The organism is Burkholderia sp. Bmkn7, from assembly GCF_041103175.1.
GTDB classification, from domain to species: domain Bacteria; phylum Pseudomonadota; class Gammaproteobacteria; order Burkholderiales; family Burkholderiaceae; genus Burkholderia; species Burkholderia cepacia.
This window is the reverse complement of sequence record NZ_JBGCUH010000003.1, coordinates 3,279,817-3,297,933: the sequence shown is the minus strand read 5'-3', so window position 1 is coordinate 3,297,933 and position 18,117 is coordinate 3,279,817. Positions and strand designations below refer to the sequence as shown.

At 66.6% G+C, this 18,117-nt stretch carries 18 protein-coding genes and 1 tRNA gene; 11 read left to right on the top strand and 8 right to left on the bottom strand.

Annotated features, from left to right (window positions below; translation table 11 throughout):
• Positions 1 to 101 precede the first annotated feature (101 nt).
• Positions 102 to 1,304 carry a porin gene (locus AB3K92_RS36935; RefSeq protein ID WP_369466782.1) on the top strand — a complete coding sequence of 401 codons (1,203 nt, stop codon included), beginning with the start codon at positions 102 to 104 and terminating at the stop codon, positions 1,302 to 1,304.
• 138 nt (positions 1,305 to 1,442) lie between these two features.
• Positions 1,443 to 1,727, top strand: coding sequence for a PAAR domain-containing protein (locus AB3K92_RS36930; RefSeq protein ID WP_048026348.1), 285 nt, complete (start codon positions 1,443 to 1,445; stop codon positions 1,725 to 1,727).
• A 58-nt stretch (positions 1,728 to 1,785) separates the two neighbouring features.
• Here AB3K92_RS36930 and AB3K92_RS36925 read toward each other — a convergent pair whose 3' ends face one another.
• Together AB3K92_RS36925 and AB3K92_RS36920 are read right to left on the bottom strand one after the other, a co-directional pair.
• Positions 1,786 to 2,097: a cupin domain-containing protein gene (locus tag AB3K92_RS36925; RefSeq protein ID WP_048026350.1), complete on the bottom strand. Its 312-nt coding sequence runs from the start codon at positions 2,095 to 2,097 to the stop codon at positions 1,786 to 1,788.
• 67 nt (positions 2,098 to 2,164) lie between these two features.
• Positions 2,165 to 2,848 carry a DJ-1/PfpI family protein gene (locus AB3K92_RS36920; protein WP_059860727.1) on the bottom strand — a complete coding sequence of 228 codons (684 nt, stop codon included), beginning with the start codon at positions 2,846 to 2,848 and terminating at the stop codon, positions 2,165 to 2,167.
• A 117-nt stretch (positions 2,849 to 2,965) separates the two neighbouring features.
• Here AB3K92_RS36920 and AB3K92_RS36915 point away from each other — a divergent pair, with 117 nt between their 5' ends.
• Positions 2,966 to 3,937: a GlxA family transcriptional regulator gene (locus AB3K92_RS36915; RefSeq protein ID WP_059485393.1), complete on the top strand. Its 972-nt coding sequence runs from the start codon at positions 2,966 to 2,968 to the stop codon at positions 3,935 to 3,937.
• Between the two features lie 181 nt (positions 3,938 to 4,118).
• Positions 4,119 to 5,093, top strand: coding sequence for a LysR family transcriptional regulator (locus AB3K92_RS36910; protein ID WP_021160189.1), 975 nt, complete (start codon positions 4,119 to 4,121; stop codon positions 5,091 to 5,093).
• A gap of 85 nt (positions 5,094 to 5,178) precedes the next feature.
• Here the strand turns inward: AB3K92_RS36910 and AB3K92_RS36905 are convergent, their stop codons facing one another.
• The 6 genes from AB3K92_RS36905 to AB3K92_RS36880 all read right to left on the bottom strand — a co-directional run bounded on the left by AB3K92_RS36905 (position 5,179) and on the right by AB3K92_RS36880 (position 12,125).
• The gene (locus AB3K92_RS36905) at positions 5,179 to 7,371 is read right to left on the bottom strand and encodes a hypothetical protein (protein WP_369466781.1); all 2,193 of its coding nucleotides are present in this window, start codon (positions 7,369 to 7,371) and stop codon (positions 5,179 to 5,181) included.
• A 120-nt stretch (positions 7,372 to 7,491) separates the two neighbouring features.
• Complete coding sequence (locus tag AB3K92_RS36900) at positions 7,492 to 7,644, bottom strand: hypothetical protein (RefSeq protein ID WP_369466780.1); 153 nt, start codon at positions 7,642 to 7,644, stop codon at positions 7,492 to 7,494.
• A gap of 71 nt (positions 7,645 to 7,715) precedes the next feature.
• Positions 7,716 to 7,792, bottom strand: a tRNA-Met gene (locus AB3K92_RS36895).
• A 155-nt stretch (positions 7,793 to 7,947) separates the two neighbouring features.
• Positions 7,948 to 9,606 (bottom strand): MFS transporter, encoded by a 1,659-nt coding sequence (locus AB3K92_RS36890; RefSeq protein WP_060159418.1) that lies wholly within the window; start codon positions 9,604 to 9,606, stop codon positions 7,948 to 7,950.
• Positions 9,607 to 9,831: 225 nt separating this feature from the next.
• Positions 9,832 to 11,379, bottom strand: coding sequence for a sensor histidine kinase (locus AB3K92_RS36885; protein WP_059620579.1), 1,548 nt, complete (start codon positions 11,377 to 11,379; stop codon positions 9,832 to 9,834).
• Between the two features lie 17 nt (positions 11,380 to 11,396).
• The gene (locus AB3K92_RS36880; protein ID WP_059649778.1) at positions 11,397 to 12,125 is read right to left on the bottom strand and encodes a response regulator transcription factor; all 729 of its coding nucleotides are present in this window, start codon (positions 12,123 to 12,125) and stop codon (positions 11,397 to 11,399) included.
• Here AB3K92_RS36880 and AB3K92_RS36875 point away from each other — a divergent pair.
• The 7 genes from AB3K92_RS36875 (at position 12,124) to AB3K92_RS36845 (ending at position 18,060) form a co-directional block, all read left to right on the top strand.
• A complete protein-coding gene (locus tag AB3K92_RS36875; protein WP_153488778.1) occupies positions 12,124 to 12,264 on the top strand; it encodes a hypothetical protein in 141 nt (46 codons plus the stop codon). The two genes, AB3K92_RS36880 and AB3K92_RS36875, sit on opposite strands and share 2 nt — an antisense overlap.
• 50 nt (positions 12,265 to 12,314) lie before the next feature.
• Positions 12,315 to 13,385, top strand: a complete 1,071-nt coding sequence (recA, locus tag AB3K92_RS36870; protein ID WP_021160193.1) for a recombinase RecA — start codon at positions 12,315 to 12,317, stop codon at positions 13,383 to 13,385.
• Positions 13,385 to 14,254, top strand: coding sequence for a recombination regulator RecX (gene recX, locus AB3K92_RS36865; protein ID WP_059552851.1), 870 nt, complete (start codon positions 13,385 to 13,387; stop codon positions 14,252 to 14,254). Before recA ends, recX begins: the two co-directional genes overlap by 1 nt.
• Before the next feature lie 146 nt (positions 14,255 to 14,400).
• Positions 14,401 to 15,009 (top strand): DUF2889 domain-containing protein, encoded by a 609-nt coding sequence (locus AB3K92_RS36860; RefSeq protein WP_042975512.1) that lies wholly within the window; start codon positions 14,401 to 14,403, stop codon positions 15,007 to 15,009.
• Positions 15,010 to 15,077: 68 nt separating this feature from the next.
• The gene (gene sucC, locus AB3K92_RS36855) at positions 15,078 to 16,244 is read left to right on the top strand and encodes an ADP-forming succinate--CoA ligase subunit beta (RefSeq protein WP_369466779.1); all 1,167 of its coding nucleotides are present in this window, start codon (positions 15,078 to 15,080) and stop codon (positions 16,242 to 16,244) included.
• Between the two features lie 68 nt (positions 16,245 to 16,312).
• Entirely contained in the window at positions 16,313 to 17,194 is an 882-nt protein-coding gene (gene sucD / locus AB3K92_RS36850) for a succinate--CoA ligase subunit alpha (protein WP_006477916.1), read from the top strand.
• Positions 17,195 to 17,355: 161 nt separating this feature from the next.
• Positions 17,356 to 18,060: a TerC family protein gene (locus AB3K92_RS36845; protein ID WP_021160196.1), complete on the top strand. Its 705-nt coding sequence runs from the start codon at positions 17,356 to 17,358 to the stop codon at positions 18,058 to 18,060.
• The last annotated feature ends 57 nt before the right edge of the window (positions 18,061 to 18,117 follow it).

Below are 18,117 nucleotides of genomic sequence, written 5' to 3'. Positions count from 1 at the left end.
TACCCCTGACCGTTCCGGTTTGCTCCGGAGCAGGCCGCGCGCCTGCGGGGGACGCGCACGCCTGCGTTTTGCCATTCGACCCGCGCAATGGAGACCTTCCGATGAAAAAACGGCTGTTGGCAGGCGCGGGCGTCGCGCTGATCGCGGGTGCGGCGCACGCACAGAGCAGCGTGACGCTGTACGGCATTATCGACGAAGGGCTGACCTACACGAGCAACCTTGCGGTCGCCGGCCCGAACGGCGCCGTGAGCGGCAAGCCGGCGTGGCGGATGCTCGGCGGCGTGCAGCAGGCGAGCCGCTGGGGGCTGCGCGGCGTCGAGGATCTCGGCGGCGGCCTGGCGGCCGTCTTCACGCTCGAGAACGGCTTCGACCCGAGCACCGGCAAGCTCGGGCAGGGCGGGCTGATCTTCGGCAAGAAGGCGTTCGTCGGGCTGTCGGGGCCGTTCGGTACCGTCACGCTCGGGCGCCAGTACGACACCAACGTCGACTTCCTCGGGCCGCTCGAGGCCGCCGCGCTGTTCGGCGGCTACATGGTTGCGCACCCCGGCGATCTCGACAACGTGAACAACGCGAACTCGACCAACAACGCGATCAAGTTCACCAGCAACGACTACGGCGGATTGCGCTTCGCGGCCATGTACGGCGTGGGCGGCATCGCGGGCGCGGCGACGCGCAACCAGGTGTGGTCGATGACGGCCGGCTACACGCGCGGGCCGCTCGTGGTCGCGGCCGGCTACCTGAATGCGCGCAACCCGAACGTGTCGTTCTTCGGCACGACCGGCAGCCCCGCGCCGGTCGTCGGCGGCGTGCCGGGCAACAACATGCTGTCGCCCGTGTATTCCGGTTATGCGTCGGCGCGCACGCTGCAGGTCGCGGCGGCGGGCGGCACCTACGCGATCGGCGCGGTGACGCTCGGCGCGATGTACACGAACACGTCGTTCCGCGGGCTCGGCGACCTGTCGTCCGGGCCGAACCCCGGCGGCGTGTCCGGCAATGCGGTGTTCAACAACGTCGAGGGCAGCGTGCGCTACCAGTTCACGCCCTACCTGTTCGGCGGCGTCGCGTACGACTACACGCGCGGCGGCGGTGTGAACGGCCGCGACGGCGCGACTTACCACCAGGTGGCGGCCGGGCTCGACTATTTCCTGTCGAAGCGCACCGACGTGTACGCGACCGCCGTCTTTCAGCGCGCATCGGGCACCGATTCGACGGGGCACGCGGCGGTTGCCGCGATCAACGGCCCCGGCGCGTCCGCGAACGACCGCCAGTTCGAGGCGCGGATCGGCATCCGGCACAAGTTCTGACGGATGCGGCGATCGGCAGGCGGCGGCCGCGAGCGGTGATATGCTCGCGGCACGCCCGCGATCGACGGGCGGATTCCGATTGCCCGTGTGCGGCCTTGATGCCGCGCTGCACGGCATTTCCGAGGGAAGAACCGACACATGAGCCGCAAATTCATTCTGAAGGGCGACACGACCGACCACGGCGGCGTGGTGCTCGAAGGGATCGCCAATTCGTCGTTCGACGGACGTGAACTCGCCTATCTCGGCGCGTCGGTGTTCTGCGCCGCCTGCAAGTCGCCCGGCGTGATCGTGTCCGACGGCGGCGAGCGGACGATGACCGTGATGGGCAAGGTCGTCGCGCTCGAACACGACCTGTGCCAGTGCCAATGCACGCCGCAGCCGAAGCTGATCGCGTCGCAGGCCACCGGGACGATCACCGGATGAAACCCGCCGCGCGGATGCGGTCGGCATCCACGCGGCCTCGACGCACGGGCAACGGCCGTCAGACGCTGCCTTCGGTTTCGATCACGAGGATGCGTGCTTCGCCGAGCGGATGCGCGACGTGCTCGGTGCCGGCCGTCGCGTGGAACACGTCACCCGTTTCGAGCACCGTCGCGTGCTCGACGCCTGCTTCCCGGTAACGCATCTCGACGCGACCGTCGAGCACCGCGAACACTTCCTCGCCGTCGTTCACGTGCCATCGATACGGCTGGTCGGTCCAGTGCAGGCGAACCGTGATGCCGCGCAGGTTCGCGATGTCGAGCGCGCCCCACGCACGGTCCGCGGTGAACGCGGCGCTGCGGACGATGTTCATCGATATGTTCTCCGGCGCGAGTGCGCGTCGTCTTTCAGTCGTCGAGGCAATTTCCCCGTACCCGCATTCAGCGCGACATCGCGCGCAGCGCCTGCTCGATCGTCGCCTTGCGCTTCGCGAAACCGGCCGCCGAACGTTCGGTGACGCGCGTCACGACGGCTGCCGGCGCGGTGTCCGGCGAACCGGCGTCGAACGGCGGTGCGGGCGCGTATTCGAGTTGCAGCTGGATCGCCTGTGCTTCCTCGTCGCCGGCCAGTTCCGCGGCGATCGTCAACGCGAAGTCGATGCCGGCCGTGACGCCGCCGCCCGTGATCAGGTTGCCGTCGCGCACCACGCGCTCGCGCACCGGCACCGCGCCGAGCGGTTCGAGCAGCGTGTGGAATGCCCAGTGCGTCGTCGCGCGCCGCCCGCGCAGCAGGCCGGCCACGCCGAGCAGCAGCGCGCCCGTGCAGACCGACGTCACGTAGCGCGCGGTGGCCGCGCGCTGCTGCACGAAGGCGATCGTTTCGGCATCGAGCAGCAGTTCGTTGATCCCGATGCCGCCCGGAATGCAGATCACGTCGAGCGGCGGGCAATCGTCGAACGTGCAGGTCGGCGCGAGCGCGAGCCCGCTGCTCGACGCGACGGTGTCGCGCGACTTCCAGACCAGGTGGACGGCCGCGTCGGGCAGCGACGCGAGCACGTCGTGCGGGCCGGTGAGATCGAGTTGCTGGACGCCCGGGAACACGAGAAAGCCGATATGCAGGGTCATGCGAAGACTCCGGTTGGAAGGGGGACGCACCGTTGCCGGCGCGGGATGGACAGATCGATTCTAGGCGCGTAGTGTTTGGCGAAATTGCCATATCGCCCACGTTTTCAGCCAATCGCCATGCCTGCCGCTCCGCGTTCGATCCTGGTCCTCGCGTTCCCTCGTGCCCAGCTGCTCGACGTGTCGGGGCCGCTGCAGGTGTTTGCGTCCGTCAACGAGCTCGCGCTGGAGCGCGGCCAGCCGGCGCCCTACGCGCCGCGTGTCGTCGCGGCCGAGGCGGGGCCCGTCGAGACGTCGTCGGGTCTCGTCGTGATGGCCGAGTCGCTGCGCTCGGCCGCACGCCACCCCGATACGCTGATCGTCGCCGGCGGCAAGGGCGTGCATGCGGCATCCCGGGACGCGCGGCTGGTGCGCTGGGTGCGGCAGCAGGCGGCGCGCACGCGGCGCGTGGCGTCCGTCTGCACCGGCGCATTCCTGCTCGCCGAGGCCGGCCTGCTCGACGGGCGCCGTGCGGTCACGCACTGGGCGCGCTGCGACGAGTTCGCGGCGCGCTATCCGAACGTGCGCGTCGAATCCGATCCGATCTTCATCCGCGAAGGCGCGCTGTGGACCTCGGCCGGCGTGACGGCCGGCATCGATCTCGCGCTCGCGCTGGTCGAGGAGGACCTGGGGCGCGCGACCGCGCTCGACGTCGCGCGCGAACTCGTCGTGTTCCTGAAGCGCCCGGGCGGACAGGCGCAGTTCAGCACGATGCTGTCGATGCAACGCACCGACGACCGGTTCGGCGAACTGCATGCGTGGATGGCGGAGCACCTGACGGCCGATCTGTCGGTGCCCGCGCTGGCCGAGCGCGCAAGCATGAGCGAGCGCAGCTTCGTGCGCCACTACCGCGCGGGCACCGGCCGCACCCCCGCGCGCGCGGTCGAGCAGCTCCGCGTCGAGGCCGCGCAGCGCCTGCTCGGCGAAACGGCTTGGCCCGTCAAGCGGATCGCCGCGCGTTGCGGCTTCGGCTCCGAGGAGACGCTGCGACGCTGTTTCGTGCGGGTGCTGGGCGTGTCGCCGCAAGGCTATCGCGAGCGATTCGTGCGATAACGCACGGCGTACGGCTGCGCTCGGGGCCGGAACGATCGCCGAATGCGACTGAACGGAAATCGATCGTTTTCCAGTCCGAAACGCAGAAACTATTCAGGATCTGAGAACAATGGACGGGGGCTTGTGCCGTGCCCGTCGCGCGCTCTATTCTGTTCCGTTGGCGATTCGAAGGGGGAGCAGCATGGACCGAATCCAGGCAATGGAAGTTTTTACCCGTGTGGTCGACGCGAACAGCTTCACACGCGCGGCCGACACGCTCGCGATGCCGCGCGCGTCGGTGACGACCATCATTCAGAACCTCGAGGCGCTGCTGGGCGTGCGCCTGATGCACCGGACGACACGCAGGCTGTCGCTCACGCCGGAAGGTGCGGCGTACTACGAGCATTGCACGAAGATCATCTCGGAGATTGCGGAGGCCGACGCGAGTTTCCAGACGGGCAACCGCAAGCCGAGCGGCGTGCTGCGTGTCCACATGCCGAGTTCGCTCGGGCGGCGCATCGTGCTGCCGTCGCTGTCGATTTTCCGGCAGCGCTACCCCGACATCACGCTCGAACTGGGGCTCTCCGACCGCTACGTGGATCCGGTCGAGGAGGGCATCGACTGCATGATCCGGGTCGGGCCGCTCGAGGATTCGTCGATGGTCGCGCGGCGGATCGGGATGCTGAAGCGCGTGACCTGCGCGTCGCCCGATTACCTCGCGCGTCACGGCGAGCCGCACGAGATTGCCGATCTCGCCGACCATCACGCGGTGAATTTCCGTGCGAGCCACGGCGCGCGGGCGATTCCGTGGGTGTTCATGATCGACGGGAAGCCGTTCGAGGTGCGGATGAACGGCAGCGTCACGGTCAACGATTCGGATGCCTACGTGACGTGCGGGCTCGAAGGATTCGGGATGATCCAGCCGACGCTGTTCATGGTGCTGCCGAACCTGCTCGACGGCTCGCTGGTCGAGGTGCTGCCTGACTGCAATCCGAAGCCGAAGCCGATTTCGATCGTCTATCCGCACAACCGGCACCTGTCGCAGAAGGTGCGCGTGTTCGCCGACTGGGTCGCGGAGGTGTTCGAGGCGACGCCGTCGCTGGAAGGCGGGGAGAACTGGCGCGGGCGGGTGGGCGCGCAGGCGGAGAAGCTGCAGCGAGGGGCGGTGGCGGCGTGAGGCGCCGGGGCGCGGCCGGGGTGGTCGTGCCACCGGTCACCGCGGTGTTGGCGTCCCGGAAAAGCCGCGTGTCGATGCCGCGGTTTCAGTTGCGGGATTGATCCGGAACAGCGCCATGCCCCGCGCGATCGCGCAGTGCGGCGGGCAATTTCCACAGCATCAGTTCGCGCGTGCCGAGTGCCCACAGCGCGGAACCGTCCCACGAAAAGGCCAGCGCCTGGATCTCGCTGTTTTTGGGTAGCGACGATGCGTCGAGCTGTACGGGCGTGCGGCCTTGTGCGACATCCCAGAGTGCCACGCGATGTTGCCAGCCGCCCGCCTTGTAGGTCGTACCCATCGCAAGGAAGCGACCGTTTGCCGAACGGGCGGCGGCCTTGAAGGAGTCGGCAGCGCCCAGCAGGGCCGACAGTACGTGCCCGTTCTTGAGATCCACCACGTGCATGCCGGCGAAGCGCGCCCGTTTCGGGCCCGGGTCCTTCACGGGAGGTGGCATGCTGCCGTCGTCGTCGAGCAACAGCTCGAAGCCTGTCGCGATCCAGTGACCCTGCGGCGAGCCGAGCGGCTTGGGCACCCATTGCGCGACGCCGGCGGCGCTGAAGGAATCCGGTGTGCCGATGCGCCGGGGCAACGCGATCGTACGCAGCGTGCGGCCGGTGCGGGCGTCCAGCTCGGCGAGCCCTTGCGAATCCTCTGTCCAGTAGCTCCCGGAAGGCCGCCAGCGTACCGGCCAGATCAGCGCATTGCTGCCGTTGCTGATCTCGTCCATCAGCGACTGGCGTACCGACGACAGCGTCGTGACGAACGGCCACGGATCGTCGTTGCCCGGCGGCGGTGACGCCGGGCGCTGCACGGTCAGGAACGCGGAGCCCACCGGATTCGTGTCCTTCTCGCCATGCCGGAGGTCATGCCAGAAATTGGCCGGCAGATCGTCATCGAGAATCCAGGACATATCGCTCATCTGATGGTCTCGCCAATCGGTCTCGCTCGGCCAGACGACTTCATGACGATCGACCTTGCTGCTCGCGATGTCGTATCGGTACAGGCATGGCTTGCTCTTGGCGTCGGGCTGGCCGTCGAACCAGACGGCGCTGCCGTCACCGTTGATCATCATCTGTCGCGGCCCCTCCTTGCCATGCCAGATTTCGTCCGCCTGCAATGCGCCGTTGGCCGCGCGCAGCCGCCACACGTACTCGTTCCAGCCGCGGTTGTCGGCCACCTGGGCGCTGAACAGCAGGCTGCCATCCGGCAGGCCGAGGATGTCGTGCGGGTACAGCAACGTGCGTTGCGACGGGTCGGTCACGAACCTGTCCCAGCGGATGATCGACGGCTCGATTACCGGGGCGCTCGGGTCCGGCGCCACCGGCTTGATGGCAGGGGGCGGCATCGACGGTGCCGAGGGCAACTGCCATGCAGCGGGCGACTTGGCGATTTCCAGCCTGGCCGGCAGTGCAGACAACGCGTCGGTCAATGCCGTGAACACGTCGGCCGGGACGACGGAGATGCCGGTCCTGCTGGATTGCGTCCGGTTGCCGCTGAACACGTCCAGGTCCTGGAGTGTCAATGCCTTCCACAGGCTGTAGTCGGGGTTGGGCCGGGAGTCGATGCGACCGAACTGAACGACCGTCGCCGGATGCCCGAATATGGCGCTCGTGTCCTGCACCCTGACGAACAGCGCGCTCCGGTACTGGCCGGTGATGCCGTCGCTGTGATCCTGGCGGGCCTCCCAGAACGCGTAGGTGGGTTGCAGCGCGGGCAGGCCGGAGCCGCTGAACAGCCGGTCGACGCGGGCCCGGGCCTGATCCATGCGCCAGTCCAGTTCCTGCCGGGTGATTGCGCCTTGTTGCAGCGCCTGCTGCAGTTTCGGCAGGGTCGCATGGTCGGCGATGGCTGCGCGCAGGTCCGGCCGGCGCGACAACAGGACATGGCTCCAGGGGTCCGGCAAATTCTGCAACTGCCAGCTATCGGCACTGGCCTTGACCGGGCTCGTCCGTTGCAGCACGCGCTCCACGAGCGGCTGCACCTGATCATAGGGAGCGGAGACCAGCAGGAACACGGCTCCCGCATAAGCTTGCCGGTTCTTGCCGTTGTCCCAGATCAGCACCTGTTCGCCTCGACGGGCGGCTACTTCGTAATCGTCGTCGTGCCCGGTGTCGTGCAGTTGCTCGAATCTCCAATGCAGGCCGTCGACGGTGGTGTCTGGCAGCGGGTCGGCCCGGCAGGCGAGCGGGAGTGCGATGCCGATCAGAATCGACAGGAAGCATGCGAGGCGTTTTCTCATTGACGTTGTGCCCGGATGCAGCGGGAATTTGGACGTACCGATTCTAAGCGCGGTGTCGTGTGTTTACTGCGGGGTGGCGGGTGGCATTGCGCGGGGTATCGATTCTTGCGCCGTTCGGTATCACCGCGTACAGGCGTTGATGATGCCTTGCTTGAGATTGATGCGAAATTTGTTCAGGTCGACGGGTGCTGAGCGCAGCTTGAAGAGATTGGGGGCGACCCGGAGATACCAGGTGCCGTGGCGATCGCGTCGCGGGCAGGGAATTTTGATCATCCGTGCCACTTGCCGCGGCATCGGGAAAATGAAAAAGCCGCTGTTTCTTTCGAAACAGCGGCTCTCGCATTTGGTGGCGAATCAGGGACTCGAACCCCGGACCTGCGGATTATGATTCCGTCGCTCTAACCGACTGAGCTAATTCGCCGAAGACTTGAATTATGTAGATCGACGCTCGGGCTGTCAACACCTTTTTTCATCTTCCGCGAAAAAAGTTGCCGGCGGCCCGTGCCGGCCTTGCCGTGGGGCGGGTTGTCGGTCGCCGGAACCCGCGTCCGGCAAACGACAACCCGCCCTTCACCCTCAATCCTGCGCGTAGATGTTCGAGTCCTTCGTCTCCTTGACGAACAGCAGGCCGATCACGAACGTCGCCAGCGCGATCACGATCGGATACCAGAGGCCCGAGTAGATGTCGCCCTTCGCCGCGACAATCGCGAACGCGGTGGCCGGCAGGAAGCCGCCGAACCAGCCGTTGCCGATGTGATAGGGCAGCGACATCGACGTGTAGCGGATTCGCGTCGGGAACATCTCGACCAGCATCGCGGCGATCGGGCCGTAGACCATCGTCACGTAGATCACGAGGATCGTCAGGATCACGATCGTCATCGGCCAGTTGAGCTGCGCCGGGTCCGCCTTGGCCGGGTAGCCGGCCGCCTTCAGCGTCGACGCGAGCGTCTTGTCGAACGCCGCGCCCTGCACCTTCGCGTCGGCCACCTTGCCTTCGTAGGCCGGGATCACCGTGTCGCCCACCTTGATTTCGGCCGTTGCGCCGGCCGGTGCCGCGACGTTCTCGTAGTTCAGGCCGGCTTTCGCGAGCGCGCTCTTCGCGATGTCGCACGAGTTCGTGAACTTGGACGTACCCACCGGGTTGAACTGGAACGAACAGGCGGCCGGATCGGCGATGACTGTGATCGGCGCCTTCTGCGTGGCGATCTCGAGCTGCGGGTTCGCGTAGTGCGTGAGCGCCTTGAACAGCGGGAAGTAGGTCAGTGCCGCGATCAGGCAGCCCGCGAGGATGATCGGCTTGCGGCCGATCTTGTCCGACAGCGAACCGAAGAACAGGAAGAACGGCGTGCCGATCAGAAGCGCGATCGCGATCAGGATGTTCGCGCTCGCCCCGTCCACCTTCAGCGTCTGCGTGAGGAAGAACAGCGCGTAGAACTGGCCCGTGTACCACACGACGGCCTGGCCGGCGGTCAGGCCGACGAGCGCGAGGATCACGATCTTCAGGTTCTTCCACTGGCCGAACGCTTCGGTCAGCGGCGCCTTCGACGTCTTGCCTTCCGCCTTGATGCGCAGGAACACCGGCGATTCGTTCAACTGCATCCGGATCCACACCGACACCGCGAGCAGCAGGATCGACGCGACGAACGGCACGCGCCAGCCCCAGCTGCCGAACGCTTCCTCGCCGATGAAGGTGCGCACGCCGAGGATCACGAGCAGCGACAGGAACAGGCCGAGCGTCGCGGTCGTCTGGATCCACGCGGTGTAGAAGCCGCGCCGATTGGCCGGCGCGTGTTCGGCGACGTAGGTCGCCGCGCCGCCGTACTCGCCGCCGAGCGCGAGACCCTGCAACAGCCGCATCGCGATGAAGATCACCGGCGCGGCGATGCCGATCGACGCGTAACCGGGCAGGAAGCCGACCACGAACGTCGACACGCCCATGATCACGATCGTCACGAGGAACGTGTGCTTGCGGCCGACGAGGTCGCCGAGGCGGCCGAACACGATCGCGCCGAACGGCCGCACCGCGAAGCCGGCCGCGAAGCCGAGCAGCGTGAAGATGAAGGCGGCGGTCGGGTTGACGCCGGAGAAGAAGCTCTTGCTGATGTAGGCCGCGAGCGAGCCGGCCAGGTAAAAGTCGTACCACTCGAACACGGTGCCGAGCGACGACGCGAAGATCACCTTCTTCTCTTCGCCCGTCATCGGCGCGTGCGAAATTTGCCCGCCTAACGTTGCCATGAGTCGTCTCCAAGTCCCTTTGTAGGTGTGCGGCCGCCTTGGGTGGGGCGGGCCTGTTGACGATTATTGGTAGGGAAACTTACGGCGGACTGACTCGCGTGTGCAAAGCGGATGTGCGTCGACTTGCGTCCAATTTTCGGCTTTGAGTGCCTATCGCGCTTTCAACGTCGCCAAAATCGTCGATTTTGATGTAATCGGGGCGGGCCGCGGCGGCGCGCGTCAGGGTTAATCCGGGGCGGTTTCGGTCAGCGGCAGGCTGACGCGCACGAGCGTGCCGGCGAGGCGCGGGGCGTGTTGGTAGACGTGATCGTCGAGCGTCAGCGTGCCGCCGTGCTGCGTCGCGATCTCGCGCACGATCGCGAGCCCGAGGCCGCTGCCGTCGCCTTCGCGGCCGAGGATCCGGTAGAAGCGCTCGACGACGCGCTCGCGTTCGGCGGCGGGGATGCCCGGCCCGGTGTCCTCGACTTCGAGATGCACGAGCCGCGCGGCGGGCTCGGCGCGCACGCGCACCGTGATGCGGCCGCCTTCCGGCGTGTAGCGGATCGCGTTGTCGATCAGGTTGCCGAGCATCTCGCGCAGCATCACCGGGTTGCCGTCGACGTCGAGCGGCGTGTCGTCCGGCGGGCCTTCGTAGCCGAGATCCATGCGTTTCGCGAGCGCGGCCTGCACCCAGTCGCGCACCGCGCGCCGCGCGAGCGAGGCGATCTCGACCGGCTCGAACGTCAGCCCGCTCGCGCGGTTCTCGGCGCGTGCGAGCGCGAGCAGTTGCGTGACGAGCCGTGCTGCCTGCTCGGAGCTCGTCGCGATCTGCTCGAGCGAGCGCTGCACGTCGGGCGGGACGGGGTGGCGCAGCGCGAACTCGGCCTGCGTGCGCAGGCCCGCGAGCGGCGTCTTCATCTGGTGGGCGGCGTCGGCGATGAAGCGCTTTTGCAGCGCCATGTTCTGTTCGAGACGGGCGAGCAGGTCGTTGAACGACGTGACGAGCGGCTCGATCTCGGGCGGCGCGCGCTGCGCCTCGACCGGCGACAGGTCGTCGGGCCGCCGCGCGCGGATGTGCGCCTGCAGCGCGTTGAGCGGCGCGAGCCCGCGCGACAGCCCGAACCAGACCAGCAGGATCGCGAGCGGCAGGATCACGAACTGCGGCAGGATCACGCCCTTGATGATGTCGTTCGCGAGCGCGTTGCGCTTGTCCAGCGTTTCGCCGACCTGCACGAGCACGGGCTGTGTGCTGTCCGATTGCGGCAGCGCGACCGTCGTATACGCGACGCGCACGTCGTTGCCGCGCAGCAGGTCGTCGCGGAACATGACGACGCCCGGCGGCGGGCGGTCCTCGTCGCGCGGCAGCGGCATGTCGGCTTCGCCCGCGACCAGTTCGCCGCGGGTGCCGAGCACCTGGAAGTAGACGCTGTCGACGTTGTCCGCGCGCAGGAAGTCGCGCGTCTGCTGCGGCAGCGTCAGTTCGGCGACGCCGTTTACCGGATGGATCTGCCGCGCGAGCACGTACGCGTTGGTCTCGAGCGCGCGATCGAACGGGCCGTTCGCGATCGTCTTCGCGACGAGGTAGGTGACGGCGATGCTCATCGGCCACAGCAACAGCAGCGGCGCGAGCATCCAGTCGAGGATCTCGCCGAACAGCGAGCGCGGGCGCGGCGCCTCGGGCGCATCGGTTTCGTCGGGCGGCGCGAACGGGTTCTCGTAGCGCGCGTCGCGCGCCTCGTCGGCGGTCGACGACGGCGCGCCGGTCGGGTGGCGGGTAGGGGCCGGCGTGGCCATCGCGGCAACGCCCGGGGTCAGCGCAGCGGCGTGCCGGCCACCGCGGGCTGGGGCGCGGCCGAGTCGGCCGGCGTGGCGGGCGCGGCCTTCTCGAGGCAGTAGCCGAGGCCGCGCACGGTCGAGATCCGTACGCCGCTGGGTTCGATCTTCTTGCGCAGCCGGTGCACGTAGACTTCGATCGCGTTGTTGCTGACTTCCTCGCCCCATTCGCACAGATGGTCGACGAGCTGCTCCTTCGACACGAGCCGGCCGATCCGCTGCAGCAGCACCTCGAGCAGGCCGAGCTCGCGCGCGGAGAGGTCGAGCACGCGATCGTTCGCGTACGCGATGCGGCCGACCTGGTCGAACGCGAGCGAGCCGTGGCGCACGACGGTCGGGCCGCCGCCCGCACCGCGCCGGGTCAGCGCGCGCACGCGCGCCTCGAGCTCGTTGAGCGCGAACGGCTTGGCCATGTAGTCGTCGGCGCCGAGGTCGAGCCCCTTCACGCGCTCGTCGACGCTGTCGGCGGCCGTCAGGATCAGCACGGGGAGGTTGGAATTGCGGGCGCGCAGGCGCTTGAGCACGTCGAGCCCGGACATTTTCGGGAGCCCGAGGTCGAGGATCAGCAGGTCGAACGTCTGCATCGACAGTGCCGTATCGGCATCGACGCCGCTCTTCACGTGGTCGACCGCATAGCCCGATTGGCGGAGTGACCGGGTGAGGCCGTCCGCGAGTATGCTGTCGTCTTCCGCGATGAGAATTCGCATGGTGCTGACCGATGGCCGGCAGGGCGTTCGCGCCGGCCGGCTGTCTCCGAAGTTATTCGTGTACAACGCAGCCTGCATTGCGGGCTTGCACAAAACACTGTTTTTTTATACAGTGTCTGCATTCGTGGGCGGCGCTTGAAAGCGGGCGCGCCTCTGACAGACGCTGCTCATCATAGCAAAGGACGATTCATGGAAGATAGCAAGAAGGGCTCCGGGATGACCGCCGAGAAGAGCAAGGCGCTGGCCGCCGCGCTTGCCCAGATCGAGAAGCAGTTCGGCAAGGGCTCGATCATGCGCATGGGCGACGGCGAGGCGGCGGAAGATATCCAGGTCGTCTCCACGGGTTCGCTGGGCCTCGATATCGCGCTTGGCGTCGGCGGCCTGCCGCGCGGCCGGGTGGTCGAGATCTACGGCCCGGAATCGTCCGGTAAAACCACGCTCACGCTGCAGGTCATTGCCGAGCTGCAGAAGCTGGGCGGCACCGCAGCGTTCATCGACGCCGAGCACGCGCTCGACGTCCAGTACGCGTCGAAGCTCGGCGTGAATGTGCCGGAGCTGCTGATTTCGCAACCGGACACCGGCGAGCAGGCGCTGGAAATCACCGATGCGCTGGTGCGCTCGGGCTCGATCGACATGATCGTCATCGACTCGGTCGCGGCGCTCGTGCCGAAGGCCGAAATCGAAGGCGAGATGGGCGATTCGCTGCCGGGCCTGCAGGCCCGCCTGATGTCGCAGGCGCTGCGCAAGCTGACCGGCACGATCAAGCGCACGAACTGCCTGGTGATCTTCATCAACCAGATTCGTATGAAGATCGGCGTGATGTTCGGCAACCCGGAAACCACGACGGGCGGTAACGCGCTGAAGTTCTATGCGTCGGTGCGTCTCGATATCCGCCGGATCGGCTCGATCAAGAAGAACGACGAGGTGATCGGCAACGAAACCCGTGTGAAGGTCGTCAAGAACAAGGTGTCGCCGCCGTTCCGCGAAGCAATCTTCGACATCCTGTATGGCGAGGGCATTTCGCGTCAGGGCGAGATCATCGATCTCGGCGTGCAGGCGAAGATCGTCGACAAGGCAGGCGCCTGGTACAGCTACAACGGCGAGAAGATTGGCCAGGGCAAGGACAACGCGCGTGAATTCCTGCGCGAGAATCCGGAAATCGCGCGCGAGATCGAGAACCGCATCCGCGAATCGCTCGGCGTCGTCGCAATGCCCGATGGTGCAGGCAACGAAGCCGAGGCGGTGGACGAAGAAGAGTGATGGTCGGGCGCCGAGGTCAGGCTGGCGAGCCGGAGGAGAGCGACGCGCCCGAAGCGGCGGGTCGCCCCGGCCGGCGAGCCGGATCCTCGAGCGCCGATCGGCGGGTCGCGGGCAGCCGTGCCGCGAACCGCACCGCGACGAGGGCATCCGACGATGCCCTCGTTTCGTTTGAGATTGCCGCACCGGACGATCCGTTCGACGACGATGAATCGTTCGACGCGCACGACCGCTCCCGTCGTCGCGTGTCCGGTGTCAGTTTCCCTGGCGATCGCGCATCCGGTGCGTCGGCGCCTGCGACGGAAGATGTCTATACGCGCAGCAGCCAGCATCCGCGCCGCACACGCCGTGCGTCGGGCGGTGCTTCAAGCGCTGCTTCCGGCGACGATCCGGGTGCCGGCGCGCGCAAGTCGTCGAAGCCGCCGCGTTCGTTGAAAGGCCGTGCGCTCGGCTATCTGTCGAGGCGCGAATACAGCCGCACGGAACTCGCGCGCAAGCTCGCGCCGTATGTCGGCGAAGACGAGTCCGTCGAACCGGTGCTCGACGCGCTGGAGAAGGATGGCTGGCTGTCCGATGCGCGTTTTGCCGAGAGTCTCGTGCATCGCCGCGCGTCGCGTGTCGGCGTCGCGCGCATCGTCAGCGAGCTGAAGCGTCATGCGGTCGGCGACACGCTCGTCGAGGAGGTCAACGCGCAGCTTCGCGAGACCGAATGGGCGCGTGCGCAGGCGGTCTGGCGCAAGAAATTCGGTGCACTGCCGCAAACGCCGGCCGAGCGGGCGAAGCAGGCGCGCTTTCTCGCGGCGCGGGGCTTCTCGAGCGCGACCATCGTGAAGTTGCTGAAGGTCGGCGACGATTTCCCGATCGACGACTGACCGTGCCGATCGCGCGCGTGGCGCGCGATTTTGCTGCAACGCAACTGCTTCCGGACAGGCGGGAATACCCGCCGTCGCGTCAAAGTGTCTCAAATACCCAATATGCTAAAATCCGTGGGTTTTCCTCTTCGGCCTCAACCTCCAGCATGCCGCTATCCGAGCCCGTGCCCCGTCAGTTGCGACATCGACGCGCAATCCGAGCGGAAGCTTACGAGCGCGGCGACGGCTTGTGGGACATCGAAGCCTGCCTGACCGACCACAAGCCGCGCGATGTCGCGCTTGCGTCGGGCATCCGGCCCCAGGGCCTGCCGATCCACGAACTCTGGCTGCGCGTGACTATCGATCGTGACCTCAATGTCGTCGACGCCGAAGCGTCTTCGGAATGGGTTCCCTATCCCGGTCACTGTCAATCCGCCCCTCCTGCCTATCGGGCCCTCATCGGGCTCAATCTCTTCCGCAATTTCCGCCGCAACGCGAACCGGCTGCTCGCCGGCGTCGCAGGCTGTTCCCATCTCACCGAACTGTGCGCCGTGCTGCCGACCGCAGCGATCCAGGCGTTCGCCGGTGACGTGTGGAATGTGCGCGAGGAGGGTGGCGAAGGGCCGGATCAGGGCGACGTGCACGCCGAACCGCCTTTCCAGCTCGGCCGCTGCCGGGCGTTGCGGTTCGACGGCGAGGTCGTGCGGCAGTATTACCCGCGGTGGTATGGCCCGCTTCGGCCGGATTTGCCCGGTGATGGCAGCACGAAGGAATGAACGGAAATCATTCGAAGAAGCGTCTAAAGCGACTTTTCATCCAACTCTCAGACTGAAGGGAATCACGCATGAAGATTCACGAGTACCAGGGTAAGGAAATCCTGCGGAAATTCGGAGTCGCGGTACCGCGCGGCAAGCCGGCGTTCTCGGTTGACGAGGCCGTCAAGGTGGCAGAAGAGCTCGGCGGCCCGGTATGGGTCGTGAAGGCTCAGATTCACGCGGGTGGCCGTGGCAAGGGCGGCGGCGTGAAGGTGGCGAAGTCGATCGAGCAGGTCCGCGAATACGCGAACCAGATCCTCGGCATGCAGCTCGTCACGCACCAGACGGGTCCGGAAGGCCAGAAAGTCAACCGCCTGATGATCGAAGAAGGCGCGGACATCAAGCAGGAACTGTATGTCAGCCTCGTCGTCGACCGCATCTCGCAGAAGATCGTCCTGATGGGTTCCAGCGAAGGCGGCATGGACATCGAGGAAGTTGCCGAGAAGCACCCGGAACTGATCCACAAGGTCATCGTCGAGCCGTCGACGGGCCTGCTCGACGCGCAAGCCGACGACCTCGCCGCGAAGATCGGCGTGCCGGCTGCTTCGATCCCGCAAGCGCGCGCGATCCTGCAAGGCCTGTACAAGGCATTCTGGGAAACCGACGCATCGCTGGCTGAAATCAACCCGCTGAACGTCTCCGGCGACGGCAAGGTCACCGCACTCGACGCGAAGTTCAACTTCGACTCGAACGCGCTGTTCCGCCACCCGGAAATCGTCGCGTACCGCGACCTGGACGAAGAAGATCCGGCTGAAATCGAAGCGTCGAAGTTCGATCTCGCATACATCTCGCTCGACGGCAACATCGGCTGCCTCGTGAACGGCGCAGGCCTCGCGATGGCGACGATGGACACGATCAAGCTGTTCGGCGGCGAACCGGCGAACTTCCTGGACGTCGGCGGTGGCGCGACGACCGAGAAGGTCACGGAAGCGTTCAAGCTGATGCTGAAGAACCCGGACCTGAAGGCGATCCTCGTGAACATCTTCGGCGGCATCATGCGCTGCGACGTGATCGCGGAAGGCGTGATCGCCGGTTCGAAGGCCGTGAACCTGAACGTGCCGCTCGTCGTGCGCATGAAGGGCACGAACGAGGACCTCGGCAAGAAGATGCTGGCCGATTCGGGCCTGCCGATCATCTCGGCGGACAGCATGGAAGAAGCTGCGCAGAAGGTCGTCACGGCTGCCGCAGGCAAGTAAGCGCGCTCAATGAATAGGTATGGCGGCGCGGCTTGCACGCGACGCCAATCGAACAGAGGTCAAAATACATGTCGATTCTGATCAACAAGGACACGAAGGTCATCACGCAGGGCATTACCGGCAAGACCGGTCAGTTCCATACGCGCGCCTGCCGTGAATACGCAAACGGCCGCGAAGCATTCGTCGCGGGCGTGAACCCGAAGAAGGCCGGCGAAGATTTCGAAGGCATTCCGATCTACGCGAGCGTCAAGGAAGCGAAGGCGGAAACCGGCGCGACCGTGTCGGTCATCTACGTTCCGCCGGCAGGCGCAGCTGCTGCGATCTGGGAAGCGGTCGAAGCCGACCTCGATCTCGCGATCTGCATCACGGAAGGCATCCCCGTCCGCGACATGATCGAAGTGAAGGACCGCATGCGTCGCGAAGGCCGCAAGACGCTGCTGCTGGGGCCGAACTGCCCGGGCACGATCACGCCGGACGAACTGAAGATCGGCATCATGCCGGGTCACATCCACCGCAAGGGCCGCATCGGCGTCGTGTCGCGTTCGGGCACGCTGACGTATGAAGCGGTTGCGCAGCTGACGGCACTGGGCCTCGGCCAGTCGTCGGCAGTCGGTATCGGCGGCGACCCGATCAACGGTCTGAAGCACATCGACGTGATGAAGATGTTCAACGACGATCCGGATACGGATGCGGTCGTGATGATCGGCGAAATCGGCGGTCCGGACGAAGCCAATGCCGCCGAGTGGATCAAGGACAACATGAAGAAGCCGGTCGTCGGCTTCATCGCGGGCGTCACGGCGCCTCCGGGCAAGCGCATGGGCCACGCCGGCGCGCTGATCTCGGGCGGTGCGGATACGGCCGAAGCGAAGCTGGAAATCATGGAAGCGTGCGGCATCACCGTCACGCGCAACCCGTCGGAAATGGGCCGTCTGCTGAAGAAGGCGCTGTAATATTTCCCCCTGGGTTCGTCCTGCAAAAAACGCCGGCCTTGCCGGCGTTTTTTGTTATGCTCGCGCAATGAATTCGTAAGCACCCACCGGACATGCGTCGTGCATGCGCCGGCGATGAACCCGGCCGCCTGCCAGGCCGCCACTGCCCCGCACATCACCCCATGCTCGAATTCCTGACGTCGCTGCACTGGGGCGCCGTGCTCCAGATCGTCATCATCGATATCCTGCTCGGCGGCGACAACGCCGTCGTCATTGCGCTCGCCTGCCGCAACCTGCCCGCGAACCAGCGGCTGCGTGGTGTCATCTGGGGCACCGCGGGTGCGATCCTGTTACGCGTCGCGCTGATCACGTTTGCGGTCGCGCTGCTCGACGTGCCGTTCCTGAAGCTCGGCGGCGGGTTGCTGCTGCTGTGGATCGGTATCAAGCTGATGGCGCCGGCCGCCGATGCGCACGACGACATCAAGCCGGCCAGCCGGCTGTGGGACGCCGTGAAGACGATCGTGATCGCCGACGCGGTGATGAGCCTCGACAACGTGATCGCGATCGCCGGTGCGGCCGAGCAGGCCGACCCGTCGCACCGGATCCCGCTCGTGATCTTCGGGCTCGTCGTCAGCGTGCCGATCATCGTGTGGGGCAGCACGCTGGTGCTGAAGCTGCTCGACCGTTTCCCGATCGTCGTGGCGCTCGGCGCCGGGCTGCTCGGCTGGATCGCGGGCGGCTTGATCGTGAACGACCCGGTCGGCGACCGCTGGCCGGTGCTCGATACGCAGCCGGTGCTGTACGGGGCGAGCATCGCGGGCGCGCTGTTCGTGGTGGCGATCGGTTACGCGCTCAGGCGGCGCAGCGGCGCACCGCGCGCGCACTGACACTGGCCATCCGGCCGACTGCCGGATTCAAGGCCTGCTGGCTACGATCGAGACGCC